At 45.9% G+C, this 12,991-nt stretch carries 16 protein-coding genes; all 16 read left to right on the forward strand.

The genetic code is table 11. The annotated features are described in order from the left end of the window. Positions 1-13: 13 nt before the first annotated feature. The 16 genes from E4K68_RS00545 to E4K68_RS00620 all read left to right on the forward strand — a co-directional run bounded on the left by E4K68_RS00545 (position 14) and on the right by E4K68_RS00620 (position 12,971). Positions 14-409: an Asp23/Gls24 family envelope stress response protein gene (locus tag E4K68_RS00545; RefSeq protein WP_135376808.1), complete on the forward strand. Its 396-nt coding sequence runs from the start codon at positions 14-16 to the stop codon at positions 407-409. A 53-nt stretch (positions 410-462) separates the two neighbouring features. After that, entirely contained in the window at positions 463-981 is a 519-nt protein-coding gene (gene amaP, locus E4K68_RS00550; RefSeq protein WP_135376809.1) for an alkaline shock response membrane anchor protein AmaP, read from the forward strand. Beyond that, positions 978-1,223 (forward strand): DUF2273 domain-containing protein, encoded by a 246-nt coding sequence (locus E4K68_RS00555; protein ID WP_135376810.1) that lies wholly within the window; start codon positions 978-980, stop codon positions 1,221-1,223. Before amaP ends, E4K68_RS00555 begins: the two co-directional genes overlap by 4 nt. An 11-nt stretch (positions 1,224-1,234) precedes the next feature. Next, positions 1,235-1,666 (forward strand): transcription antitermination factor NusB, encoded by a 432-nt coding sequence (gene nusB / locus E4K68_RS00560; RefSeq protein ID WP_135376811.1) that lies wholly within the window; start codon positions 1,235-1,237, stop codon positions 1,664-1,666. Between the two features lie 106 nt (positions 1,667-1,772). Then, positions 1,773-2,615, forward strand: a complete 843-nt coding sequence (locus tag E4K68_RS00565; RefSeq protein WP_135376812.1) for a sulfide/dihydroorotate dehydrogenase-like FAD/NAD-binding protein — start codon at positions 1,773-1,775, stop codon at positions 2,613-2,615. After that, positions 2,615-4,027, forward strand: coding sequence for an NADPH-dependent glutamate synthase (gene gltA / locus E4K68_RS00570; protein ID WP_135376813.1), 1,413 nt, complete (start codon positions 2,615-2,617; stop codon positions 4,025-4,027). The genes E4K68_RS00565 and gltA overlap by 1 nt, the downstream gene beginning before the upstream one ends. A 173-nt stretch (positions 4,028-4,200) precedes the next feature. Continuing rightward, the gene (locus E4K68_RS00575) at positions 4,201-5,052 is read left to right on the forward strand and encodes a bifunctional 5,10-methylenetetrahydrofolate dehydrogenase/5,10-methenyltetrahydrofolate cyclohydrolase (RefSeq protein WP_135376814.1); all 852 of its coding nucleotides are present in this window, start codon (positions 4,201-4,203) and stop codon (positions 5,050-5,052) included. After that, the gene (locus E4K68_RS00580) at positions 5,052-5,687 is read left to right on the forward strand and encodes a cyclodeaminase/cyclohydrolase family protein (RefSeq protein ID WP_135376815.1); all 636 of its coding nucleotides are present in this window, start codon (positions 5,052-5,054) and stop codon (positions 5,685-5,687) included. Before E4K68_RS00575 ends, E4K68_RS00580 begins: the two co-directional genes overlap by 1 nt. A gap of 296 nt (positions 5,688-5,983) precedes the next feature. After that, positions 5,984-7,186, forward strand: a complete 1,203-nt coding sequence (gene xseA / locus E4K68_RS00585; protein ID WP_135376816.1) for an exodeoxyribonuclease VII large subunit — start codon at positions 5,984-5,986, stop codon at positions 7,184-7,186. Between the two features lie 3 nt (positions 7,187-7,189). Further along, on the forward strand, positions 7,190-7,468 hold the full coding sequence (gene xseB / locus E4K68_RS00590; RefSeq protein ID WP_135376817.1) for an exodeoxyribonuclease VII small subunit: 279 nt from the start codon (positions 7,190-7,192) through the stop codon (positions 7,466-7,468). Between the two features lie 9 nt (positions 7,469-7,477). Then, positions 7,478-8,344 carry a polyprenyl synthetase family protein gene (locus E4K68_RS00595; protein ID WP_199241656.1) on the forward strand — a complete coding sequence of 289 codons (867 nt, stop codon included), beginning with the start codon at positions 7,478-7,480 and terminating at the stop codon, positions 8,342-8,344. A 14-nt stretch (positions 8,345-8,358) separates the two neighbouring features. Then, positions 8,359-8,799 (forward strand): divergent PAP2 family protein, encoded by a 441-nt coding sequence (locus E4K68_RS00600; protein ID WP_135377220.1) that lies wholly within the window; start codon positions 8,359-8,361, stop codon positions 8,797-8,799. 21 nt (positions 8,800-8,820) lie between these two features. After that, on the forward strand, positions 8,821-9,444 hold the full coding sequence (locus tag E4K68_RS00605) for a hypothetical protein (RefSeq protein WP_135376818.1): 624 nt from the start codon (positions 8,821-8,823) through the stop codon (positions 9,442-9,444). Beyond that, positions 9,419-11,305, forward strand: a complete 1,887-nt coding sequence (dxs, locus tag E4K68_RS00610; RefSeq protein ID WP_135376819.1) for a 1-deoxy-D-xylulose-5-phosphate synthase — start codon at positions 9,419-9,421, stop codon at positions 11,303-11,305. The genes E4K68_RS00605 and dxs overlap by 26 nt, the downstream gene beginning before the upstream one ends. 34 nt (positions 11,306-11,339) lie before the next feature. Further along, positions 11,340-12,149 carry a TlyA family RNA methyltransferase gene (locus E4K68_RS00615; RefSeq protein ID WP_135376820.1) on the forward strand — a complete coding sequence of 270 codons (810 nt, stop codon included), beginning with the start codon at positions 11,340-11,342 and terminating at the stop codon, positions 12,147-12,149. 3 nt (positions 12,150-12,152) lie between these two features. Continuing rightward, positions 12,153-12,971 (forward strand): NAD(+)/NADH kinase, encoded by an 819-nt coding sequence (locus E4K68_RS00620; protein WP_135376821.1) that lies wholly within the window; start codon positions 12,153-12,155, stop codon positions 12,969-12,971. Positions 12,972-12,991: the final 20 nt, after the last annotated feature.

The following is a 12,991-nucleotide window of genomic DNA, read 5'->3' on the forward strand; positions in this document are numbered from 1 at the left end:
TGGGAGGTGACGCATGGAAAGCTTGGAAATGGATAATTCCCTCGGTTCGATCCGAATTGCTGATGAAGTTGTGGAAATCATTGCGGGGTTAGCTGCTTCTGAAGTAGAGGGTGTAGTTGGCATGAGTGGAGGTCTTGTAGGAGATCTTGCACACATATTAGGTAGAAATAAAAACCTATCCAAAGGGGTAAAAGTAGAAGTCGGCGAACATGAGGTTGCCGTTGACCTCTTTATTGTCGTGGAGTATGGCGTGGCGATTCCCGAGGTCGCCTTAAACGTGCAGGGGTCGGTGAAGGATGCTATTGAAAGCATGACAGGGCTTAGGGTAGTGGAAGCAAATGTTCATGTACAGGGAGTAAATTTCAAACCAATTCCTGAAACCAAAGAAGAAGACTTCCGTCTGAAGTAGAGTGGGCCCCCCCTGGAAATACCAGGGGGGGCTTCTGAAAGAGGGGACGATAAATGTTAGCCTATGCTTTAGGACTCCTTCTGATTGCGGGAGCCCTTTGGATATTAGCCATGGCCACAGGGTGGGGACTTCCGTATGTTCTGCTCGCTCAAGGGCTTGAGTGGCTAAAAGCAAACCCTTGGGAAAGTACTATGGTGGCAGCACTTTTGCTCGCGTTGGGTTTACTTTTGTTTGTGAGACCGCGCGAAGGTACAGACCGTGCCATTCGAACGTCCTCGAATGGGGGAGATGTTCTCATTTCAATGGATGCTTTGCAGGAGATCATTGCCCGAAGTGCAACAGAGTTGAAGGGTGTTCTACAGATTCAATCGAGTCTTAGAGAGTGCGAATCTGGCCTTCAGATTACGGTCTCTTGCCAATTAGAGCAGGGTGTTCTCATTCCCCAAACCTCCGCGGATCTCCAAAAGAAGGTTAAACAGGATGTCGAACTTTACACGGGAATTACGGTGACAGAGGTGAGAGTGCTGGTGCGTCGGCTGGATAAGGCCCGTAGTACAGGGCGCGTTCGATGAATGGGCTCACACAAATTGGAGAAAAGATTTCGAAATTTTTGGTTTGGGCCATGGATAATCATACAGGCAAACTCATTGGAACATTTATAGGGGTTTTATTGGGTTTATTGATGGTGACTTTGGGCTTTTGGCGTACGCTAGTATTAGCCTTGTTTGCTATTCTGGGATTTGTCTTAGGAAAGCGCCAAGATGACCATAAAGATATTTTAACTTGGTTGGAAAGAAACTTTAACAAGTACTAGGAGGAATTTCCTTGAGTCGAAGATTAGCCCGTGAAACAGCATTACAAGTGCTTTTTCAAAAGGACCTAACGAAAGAACCGTTGATTATTGCGGAGGCAGTTCAACGTTGGGCCGTAGAATTTGACGTCCCCGAGGCAAGTATTCCCTTTGCCCAGGAATTGGTCGAAGGAACTATTACTCACCAACGGGAAATAGATCAGAAGATTGCTTCCCTTGCCCAGGAATGGAGCATTGGCCGTATGGCGAATGTGGATCGGAATGTGATGCGTTTAGCTACGTACGAGATACTATTTTGTCCTGATATTCCAGGTCGAGTAAGTCTTAATGAAGCAATTGAGCTGGCGAAACGTTTTGGCGGAGAGGAATCGGCAAAGTTCGTTAATGGAATTCTTGATAGAGTCGTGGAAGGTATCACGAAAACAGAGCGCAAAGGGGCTGAGTAATTACTTTTATTTGATTTCAACATGTAGCCTTGAAGGAAAATCGAGTAAAGATCTAGAATAAGCATAAAATGTGAGAAAAATTTTCTAGACATTGAGGAGGAGTCAAATGTACCGCGTCGTTAAGAAGAGACTGTTAGCATCGGCTATTGCCTTGCTTGAAGTCGAAGCACCGGCAGTGGCTGCGAAAGTAGAAGCAGGCCAATTTGTTATTGTTCGAGTGGACGAGCTTGGTGAACGTATTCCGCTTACTGTCATGGACTTCGATCGGAAAAAGGGCACCGTCACGATTGTTGTGCAAGATGTAGGATATTCTTCGGCCATCATCACGGGCATGAATGAAGGGGATGAATTCCAAGACTTTGTGGGACCGTTGGGTGTTGCGTCTGAAATTGAAAATCACGGTACTGTTGTTCTCATCGGAGGGGGGTTAGGTATTGCTCCTATTCATCCGATCGCACGGGCTTTAAAAGAAGCGGGGAATCATGTGATTTCCGTCTTGGGTTCAAGAAGTGCAGACCTTCTGATTTTGGAAGAAGAGATGCGCGCTGTGAGTGATGAAATTGTTATTGCCACAAACGATGGCAGTGCAGGCGTAAAAGGGTTTGTGACAGACGGGTTAGCAAAAGTCTTGGAACAAGGTCATAAGGTTGAGGCAATTTGGGCGATTGGCCCTATGGTTATGATGAAGGCAGTAGTGGATTATACCCGTCCTTTGGGTCTCAAAACGATCGTCAGCATGAATCCAATTATGGTTGACGGGACAGGAATGTGTGGCGCTTGCCGAATCAGTGTGGGCAATGAAACTAAGTTTGCTTGTGTAGATGGACCAGAGTTTGATGGGCATTTAGTTGATTTTGATTTAGCTATGAAGCGTCTTGCTTTTTATAAAGATGAAGAAAACCGGGCTAAGGCACGGCTAGAGTGTAACCATGAAGGAGGGCATCATTAATGACTGAGAAGGTTGAAAGCACAAAAAAAGTAAAAATCCCTCGTCATGAAATGCCTTGCCAGGACGCTCAGGTTAGAGCGCATAACTTCGAAGAAGTCGCACTAGGCTATTCAAAAGAAACGGCCATTGAAGAAGCAAAGCGTTGTTTACAATGTAAAAACCCTAAATGCATTACGGGATGCCCTGTGTCAGTTCTCATTCCAGATTTCATCAAACAGATTGCAGAAGGGGATTTTCAGGAAGCCGCCAAAGTTCTGAAAATTAAGAATTCTCTGCCAGCTGTTTGTGGTCGAGTTTGCCCCCAAGAATCTCAATGTGAAAGCAAATGTATTGTGGGGATTAAGGGAGAACCTGTGGCTATTGGTCGTCTTGAACGCTTTGCTGCCGACTTTGGCATGAAAGCGGAAAAATCAAAGTTTGAAAAACCAGAGTCTAGCGGAAAACGTGTTGCAATCATTGGAGCGGGGCCATCAGGGTTGGCGTGCGCAGGAGATTTAGCGAAGGCCGGGCACGCTGTTACCGTTTTTGAAGCGCTCCACGTTGCAGGGGGCGTTCTGATGTATGGTATACCTCAGTTCCGTCTGCCGAAGGAGATTGTTCAGACTGAAATTGCAAACCTCAAAGAAATGGGCGTTGAGATCCTTACCAATCAAGTTGTTGGTAAAATTACGTCAGTCGATGAACTCATGGAAAACGGATATGACGCAGTGTTCATTGGTACAGGCGCAGGGCTTCCTTACTTTATGGATATCCCGGGCGAGAATCTGAATGGGGTCTATTCTGCGAATGAGTTTTTGACCCGTACCAATTTAATGAAGGGTTATAAATTCCCGGACTATGCGACTCCAGTAAAAGTAGGGAAAAACGTTGCTGTACTCGGTGCTGGTAACGTTGCGATGGACTCGGCGCGTACGGCTTTTCGTTTGGGTGCAGAAAATGTTTACGTTATCTATCGTCGTTCACGCGATGAGATGCCTGCACGGAAAGAAGAACTTGAGCATGCGGAAGAAGAAGGAATTCAATTCCGTCTGTTAACCAATCCCGTTTCCATCGAAGGTGATGAGCGTGGATGGGTAAAAAGTCTAACTTGCTTGCGTTATGAACTCGGAGAACCGGATGCTTCTGGTCGACGTGCACCTGTTGCGATTCCAGGATCAGAATTTGATATTCCGATGGATACAGTAGTCGTGGCGATTGGACAGGGCCCGAACCCCTTGGTAACGACATCCACTCCTGGCTTGGAGTTAAACAAACGAGGTAACATTGTTGCAGATGCAGAAACGTTAATGACTTCTAAACCGGGTGTTTTTGCAGGTGGAGACATTGTTACGGGTGCCGCAACTGTTATCTTGGCCATGGGTGCTGGTAAAAAGGCTGCTGCAGGTATCGATCAATATCTTAAAGCAAAGTAAACTAGCACAGTAGAAGCTGAACCGAATCCTCAGAACGGCTCATCTCATATGTAATTTTTAAGAACTCCCACTCATAGACGTGGGAGTTCTTAAGAATCAAATAAGTCTGAATTTTGGTGCAGATTAGCAAGAAAAACAAAGAATTATGGTAATTTCTGAAAGGAGTGTGTAGATTGGCTCAATTATTGGATGGTAAAGCGGTATCGAAAATTCTTAAGGAAGAAATTCGTGAGGAAATTGCACAGTGGAAAGAAAAAGGCGTGCAGCCTAAACTTGCGGTAATTCTAGCAGGGGATGATCCGGCCTCGGTGGTTTATGCACGGTCAAAGCAGAAAGTCTGCGAGGGTATAGGCATGGCCTTTGAACTTTTTACGATGCCCGCAGCTACACCAGAAGCCGACATTCTTGCACGGATTGAAAGCCTAAACAATGATCAGGAAGTCCATGGTATTATGATCGAACTCCCACTTCCTAAGGGAATTCAGAAAGAAAAGGTCATGGCGGCAGTACGACCTGATAAAGATGTCGACGGAGTTCATCCCATTAATCGAGGGTATATTTTAAGCGGCGAGGAAGGGCTCTTTCCAGCCACTCCGCAAAGCTGTATTGAGCTGCTTCTGCGTTCCGGTGTTGCCATTGCAGGAAAACATGTCGTCATTGTTGGACGTGGAGAAACCGTTGGCAAGCCCCTTGTTTTCCTTATTCTAAAGCATAATGCGACCGTAACTATTTGTCACTCTAAAACACCCGACTTAGGGGCATTTACCCGTCAGGCGGATATTTTGATTGCAGCGGTGGGTCGCGCTAAGTTAATCAAAAAGGAAATGGTCAAGACGGGAGCGATTGTTGTCGATGCGGGAATCAACGAGACCCCAGAGGGAATTTGCGGGGATGTGGATTTCCAAGCCGTCCAAGAAGTGGCCGAGTTGATTTCTCCAGTACCGGGAGGAGTCGGTTCTCTGACCACTGCTTTGATTATGCGCAACGTTCTTAAGGGAATCGTTCTGCAAGGAGGGGCGCGTTAATGGATATGAATAAGATTTGGCAATGGACGACGGAAGAATTTCTGACGGTATCTGCAAGTTCCTCCCCGACACCGGGAGGGGGAAGTGTTTCTGCTTATGTTGGAGCATTAGCTGCGTCAATGACTTGCATGGTTGCTAACCTCACAGTCGGAAAGGAAAAGTATAAAGAGGTCGAACCTCAAGTGAAGGAGATCTTGTCTGAGGCAGAAACGGTTTTAGGTATGTTGAAAACTGGATTAAGTCAAGATATTGCCGAATTCTCCAATTTTATGGATGTTTTAAAACTACCAAAAAACACTGATGAGGAAAAAACCGTGCGTGCTGGAAAAATGCAAGAGGTGTTAGTTTCAGCTACGGATACTCCACTGGGAATTTCCCAAAACTGTTTTAAGGTTTTGCAATTGGCGCAGAAGTTAGCTCCGATCGGTAACAAAGGGGCGATTAGTGATGTTGGCGTTGCTGCTTATTTAGCGGAGAGCGCGCTGAAATCTGCGATGCTCAGCGTGGACATTAACCTACCTCAGATCAAAGATGAAGGGTATCAGGAGCGGGTCAAGGCAGAACGAGTAAGACTATTTGAACAAGCGGCTGTTATTTGTGCTGAGACGGTTGCGGTTGTCCAAAGTCGAATGTAAGAATGCGAGGTTCGGAGTGGATGCGTGAGGTTCGAAGCTTGCCTTAGAAACTGTAACTTAAGAGATAAAAAGCAAGAGGTTAGGGAATAATTCCTTACCTCTTGCTTTTTTTGCCGGAAGGTCAATCTTTTTGGGCGTATAAATCAAATGAAAGCTACGAACGAAAAGGTATTGAGTATCAAGTATCAAATGTTGAATTTGTCTGAATGGCGTGGGCTTTTGAACCCACTCTAGCTTTCTAAGGCTTGGTACTAGAAGTTTTCTATTATGTTATAATAGGCTCTGAGGTGAAGCTTGTGCCGAAGATTTGGATGGTATCCGAGCTTGTAGGGCAAATTGGTCAAGTCCTGCAGGAGCGGATAGACTTACAAAATTGCTGGATCAGTGGTGAACTTTCGAACTTTAAGAACCATCGTGCTTCCGGACACTGGTATTTTACTCTGAAAGACGAGTCGTCCAGTCTTAAAGGGGTAATGTTTAAGAGTCGGTCGGAACGCGTTCGTTTTGTCCCTACAGATGGATTAAAGGTTGTAATTCGGGGAAATATCCGTATGTACGAGCGAGAGGGAACGATTCAATTCTATGCTGAAGAAATGGAACCGAGTGGATTGGGCCAACTTTATTTGGCATATGAGCAACTTAAAAAGAAACTTGCTGGAGAAGGGTTATTTGATCCGATACGCAAGAAAGAGATTCCACGCTTTCCACTGCGAATCGGGATTGTAACTAGTCCGACTGGAGCTGCGATTCGGGATATTCTTAACATTATGGGGCGTCGGCATCCAAGAATGTCCTGGCTCTTGGCGCCAGCGGCAGTCCAGGGAGAAGCGGCACCAAGAGAAGTTGCACAGGCGATCGCTCGCCTTAACCGTTATGGAGCTGTCGACGTGATCATTGTAGGGCGTGGAGGGGGATCTTTGGAAGAGTTATGGGCTTTTAATACTGAAGTAGTCGCCCGTGCTATTGCAGCATCCGCTATTCCGATTATATCAGCCGTGGGGCATGAAACAGATGTCACTATTTCAGACTATGTTGCGGATCTGCGTGCGCCAACACCTTCAGCGGCGGCTGAATTGGCTGTACCAATCCTACAGGATTTACAGTATCAAGTGACCCAACTAAGCATTCGGCTCCAGGGTGCTATGGGAATGCTCATCGAGCGTAACCGTCAGAACCTTGAGCGGCTCGCCAACAAGGGCCCACTCAGAGATCCTTATTGGCGAATCGATCAAAATCGTCAACGCATAGATACTCTACAAATGCGCCTGCAAGAGGGTATGACTAGATTTGTAATCGATAAAAATGGTATACTTGAATTATTGGCTGCTAGGCTGCATTTGCTGAGCCCTTTGGCTATTTTGGGGCGAGGATACTCGTTAGCCTACGATGAGGGGGGAAATCTTCTTCTGTCCGCTCAAAAGGTGGAGCTCCAGGAAAAAATCCGGATTCGTTTAGGAGAAGGAAGTTTACGCTGCCAAGTGTTAGAAAAGGGGATTTGATCTATGATACTTGAAGAATCACCGACTACGATAGATAGGAATGAGGACCAAGAACCAAAATCTCTGGAAACAGGGCTTCAGAATTTGGAAACGATCGTCAAGACTCTTGAACAAAAGGACCTTCCGTTGGAAAAAGCATTAAGCTTATTCAAGGAGGGGGTAGGTCTTGTACAATACTGTTCTAACGTGTTAGATCAAGCTGAAAAACAGATGGAGATTCTTCTTGAAGGCCCAGACGGACAGTTGCAGATCGAACTTGCAAGTTTTGAAGTGGAAGGGTGAACGTATAACGTGTTTAAGGAGACCTTTCAACGCTATCTAACCATGATCGAAGAGACCCTTGCACAATTGCCGTGGGACCAGGACATCTTAAATCAGAGCATGTCTTATTCCCTGATTGGGGGAGGAAAGCGTATTCGACCTGTTTTGGCACTGGCCTCGGCAGAAGCAGTAGGCGGAAATCCAAAAGCAATTTTGCCGGCGGCTGTGGCAATTGAACTCATTCATACCTACTCATTAATCCATGATGATTTACCGGCTATGGATAACGACGACTATCGAAGGGGAAGATTATCTAATCATAAAGTTTTTGGGGAAGCCCATGCAATTTTAGCGGGAGATGCGTTATTAACTTATGCCTTTGAACTATTGGCTGATTCTGAACTCGGTCAGCCTGACCGGCAGCTTCTTATTATTCGTGAGGTTGCAGTGGCCGCCGGAAAAGCGGGCATGGTTGGAGGTCAAGTTGCCGATCTGGCAGGAGAAGGAAAGATTCTAAAGCTAAGTGAAATTGAAGAAATTCATAAGGCTAAAACGGGGGCATTACTAACGGTTTCTGCTCGGCTTGGTGGTATCCTAGCGGGCGGTACTAAGCAGCAAGTCGGAGCATTGACAGATTATGCCCAAGCGTTAGGATTAGCTTTTCAAATAAAGGATGACATTTTGGATGTTGTTGGAGACAGTGAAACCCTCGGGAAACCTGCTGGGAGCGACCTCCGTCAAGGTAAGGCGACCTACGTTTCTTTACTCGGGCTGGAAGGCGCAAAACGTCAGTTGCAAGCCCAAATTTCAAAAGCACTATCTTCTTTGAAGTCGTTTGATAAAGGCGCAATCTTTCTAAATGAGCTAGCATACTACATTGAACAACGCCAGCATTGAAAGAGGTCGTTATGATGCCGATTATCCCGGGAATCTTTTATAATGCAATTCTTGTGTCAGCTGTGACCGCTTGGTTGATAGCCCAACTGTTAAAGGTCGTCGTTAATCTAGTCTTGTTAAGAAAACTAGATTTTCAGCTTCTTTTCAGTGCAGGTGGGTTTCCAAGTTCTCACTCTTCAACAGTAAGTGCTTTGGCTTTAGGTATCGGGAAATACTATGGCTGGGATTCTCCCATATTCGCTGTATCTGCCGTTTATGGTATGGTTGTGATGTATGATGCGGCTGGCGTGCGACGTGCTGCGGGAAAACAGGCAGAGGTCCTAAATCAGTTAGTTGAACGTTTATATCAGGGACCTGACCTCGCCCAAGAGCGGCTAAAGGAACTGATTGGTCACACTCCGTTTGAAGTCTTTGGGGGTGTGATCGTGGGAATTATTGTGGGTTTGCTGATCTAAAGGATCTAGTTGGGGAGGGTAATGATTCTATTGGCAGTGCGCAAACGTAAAAGCTGGAAGCACCTAGTAATCGTCTTTATCGGGAGTTTTGTCATTGCAGCCATAGTTGGGATAGGTTCTGAACTCTTAATGCGCCATACGTCATCATTATGGTTGGCAGCATTGTTTCTCTTAGCGGTGATAGGAGTTCATGTTATTTTTGACGTTATTGGGATTGCGGCTACCGCAGCGAATGAGGCACCTCATCATGCAAAGGCAGCGAACCGAATTAAGGGTGCACGTCAAGCTGTATATCTTGTGCGACATGCAGACTTGGTGGCGAATATGGCGAACGATGTCGTAGGAGATATTACGGGCACATTAAGTGGAATGTTGGCCGCTGCCATTGTTATAGATATTATCCGTTTATACCCGACGTTGGGTGCGAAAGAAATTTGGCTAACGACTCTAATCTTGGCCTTGGTGGCGTCCATAACCGTAACAGGCAAAGCTGTGGGAAAATCTCTGGCAATACAGGAGGCCAATGAAGTTATTGCCTGGGTCGGAATTGTCCTTGCTACTGTCGAGCAGATTGCGGGTTGGAATCTTACTGGACCAAAAAAGCGAGGGGGCAAGAAGAATGGGACTACTCGAAAAAATTCATGAACCAAAGGACTTGCGCTCGTTAGACTTGCCCAAACTAAAGATATTGGCGCAAGAGATACGGCAAGAAATGATTGACGTGGTCTCCAAAAATGGGGGGCATTTAGCGCCGAACCTTGGAGTTGTCGAGCTTACCTTGGCGTTACACCGGACATTTGACAGTCCTCAAGATAAAATTATCTGGGATGTTGGTCATCAGACTTATGTACATAAGCTTTTAACCGGTCGAGTGGAGAGCTTTAACACTATTCGTCAATATCATGGACTGTCTGGCTTTCCTAAACGGGCGGAGAGCGAGCACGATTGCTTCGAAACAGGTCATTCTAGTACCTCCATATCCGCTGCCGTTGGCTTTGCCAAAGCACGGGATGTGCTTCGAGAGAGCCACCATGTTGTGGCGGTGATCGGGGATGGAGCAATGACGGGTGGCATGGCTTTTGAAGCTTTAAATCATGCTGGACATACTGAAACTAATATGATTGTGGTTCTGAATGATAATGAAATGTCTATTTCTCCTAATGTTGGGGCAATGTCTTCGTATCTAAATCGATTAAGGACAGACCCACTCTATGATAAGCGAAAAGAAGATATTGAAGACCTGTTAAAACGCATTCCGGGCATTGGATCAAGAGTTGCTAAGGTGGTGGCAAAAGCCAAGGATAGTTTGAAATATCTGCTGGTTCCAGGACTGATCTTTGAGGAATTGGGATTCACGTATTTAGGACCGATTGATGGACACGATCAAGCCTTAATGGAGCAGGTTCTAGACCAAGCTAAAAATAAAAAAGGACCAGTGCTTGTACATGTTGTGACACGCAAAGGAAAAGGGTATAAACCTGCTGAAGAAAATCCGGATATTTTCCATGGGGTTGGCCCGTTTGATACGGAAACTGGCAAGATCATAAAGAAATCGGCCCCACCCACTTACACGGCTGTCTTTGGTGAAACCCTCTGTGCTCTCGCCGAGGAAAATTCTAAAATCGTTGCGATCACTGCAGCAATGCCTGGTGGGACAGGCCTTAATCTGTTTGCACGTCAATTTCCAGAACGCTTTTTTGATGTCGGAATTGCGGAGCAACATGCTGTAACCTTTGCAGCTGGGTTGGCGTTTGGAGGGCTTAAACCCGTAATCGCAATTTATTCTACCTTTTATCAGCGGGCCTATGACCAAGTGCTACACGATGTTTGTTTGCAAAATGCTAATGTGGTAATTGCAATTGACCGTGCTGGAGTCGTCGGAGATGACGGACCAACACATCATGGTGTATTTGATGTTTCAATCTTTCGGATCATTCCTAACCTGGTCTTCATGGCCCCAAAGGATGAAAATGAATTACGCCATATGCTCTACACAGCGTTACAATATAGCGGGCCTGTGGCGTTGCGTTATCCGAGATCGGTCGGGACGGGCGTGAAGCAGGATGAAACTCTTAAGGAAATTCCAATTGGTAAAGCTGAAGTCCTACGTGATGGCAAAGATGTGACCATAATTGGGGTCGGGCCGATGGCGAATATATGTCTTATTGCAGCTCAGGAGTTACGCCACCTTGGAGTGGAGGCTGCGGTCATTAATTTGCGTTATATTAATCCACTTGACCGTGAACTCCTCTTACATTATGCGCGCTTAACCAAACATTTTATTACGGTAGAAGACCATGTTCTACAGGGGGGGATGGGAAGCGCCATCTTGGAACTTCTGGATGAAGAGGAAGTAGAAGGGGTGGCCTTCGAACGTCTGGGGTATTCTGGATTTGTGGATCAAGGATCGATTCCTCAACTTCATAAGGTCCATGGATTATCGGTGAAAGGGATAGTGCGAGCAGCGGAACGCTTACAATTAATTCGTCACGTTGCACAATCCTAAGAAGAGCAGCTTATGGACAGAAGGAAGGAATACTGTGGCTAAGGGGAAAGAACGCATTGATGTATTAATGGTTAAAAATGGGTTGGCAGCTAGTCGTGAGAAGGCGAAAGCATTGGTTATGGCGGGAATCGTTTTTGTAAGTTCACAGCGCGTGGACAAACCAGGTACGGAATTGCCGATAGATTCTTTAATCGAACTTAAAGGTGAAACCCTGCCGTTTGTTTCGCGCGGAGGACTGAAACTAGCCAAAGCAGTGAAAGTCTTCCAAATCCCATTTAAGGATATGGTCGTAGCTGACATTGGAGCTTCGACAGGTGGTTTTACGGATTGTGCCTTGCAAAACGGCGCCAAACGAGTCTATGCTGTGGATGTAGGGTATGGACAGCTAGATTGGAAACTTCGGACAGACCCTCGGGTCGTTTCGATGGAGCGGGTAAATGCTCGCTACCTTAATCAAGATTCCCTTCCTGAGAAGGTGGATTGGGTCGTTTCAGATGTGGCATTTATCTCCATAACAAAGATATTTTCAGCAATGCTAACGATTCTCAAAGACGACGGGCAAGTAATGTCTTTAATCAAGCCCCAATTTGAAGCCGGACGAGAGTATGTTGGAAAAAAAGGCGTTGTCAAAGATGCAAATATTCATAAACAGGTTCTGGAGACGGTCCTAAGTCAGGCGGAAAGTGTCGGCTTCAGCATCCTAGGTTTAGACTATTCACCGATTCGCGGCCCAGAGGGTAATATTGAGTACCTTGCCTGGATGGGATTGCAAACCGTTTCTGAAATGAATTGGAATTTAGAGCTGGAACGTGTGGTTCAAAGTGCTCAGAAAGAGACGGAGTGACAAATGGAAAGAGTCGTTGGTTTATGGCTCAATAAAAGTAAACCAGAAGCCCAGACGTTAGCTCTCCAAATTGAACCTTGGTTCAAAGCTCGTGGGTGGGACGTTTTAACCGAGTGGGAAGATATTGTTGAGCGCAGAGCACAGTTTCTTATTTCCTTAGGTGGCGATGGAACATTGCTTCAAGCAGCTCGAGAAGGTGCATCGTTTGGAATTCCTGTTTTAGGTGTTAACTTTGGTCGCTTAGGATTTTTATGCGAAATTGAACGGGAAGAAATTTTTAGCACCTTAGAAAAGATTTTGCGGCAAGAATTTAAGATTCAAGAACGTCTGATGTTGAATGCGATCATTAAGCGGGTCGGTAAGGACGATCTTTCTCAGATGGTCTTAAATGATATCGTGTTTTCCAGAGAGAGTAACGACGGGGTTATAACACTTCAAGTGAATCTGTCTGGGGAACCCTCGGTAAGTTATCCAGCCGATGGCTTGATTATCTCGACCCCGACTGGTTCAACCGCGTATTCGCTTTCGGCATTTGGGCCGATTATTAGCCCGAATGTTCAAGCAATTTTACTAACGCCGTTGGCCGCGCACTCCCTGTCTGCGCGCCCTATGGTTGTCTCAGATCATGAAGAAATTCAAATCCTTCTAGCTAATGGGGAGCAATGCCTAGTGACCTTTGATGGGCGACATAGTGTCAAAATCTGCGCGGGAGATACTGTCGTTATTAAGACGGCTTCCATAAAGGCTCAGCTAATTCGGGTTGGCAGCCGAAGTTTTCCACAAGTGGTTCGAGAAAAGTTGAGGGATCGTTGGCATGAATAAAAGAGCATTCCTTGATAGAA

It is taken from the genome of Desulfosporosinus sp. Sb-LF, from assembly GCF_004766055.1.
Taxonomy (GTDB): domain Bacteria; phylum Bacillota; class Desulfitobacteriia; order Desulfitobacteriales; family Desulfitobacteriaceae; genus Desulfosporosinus.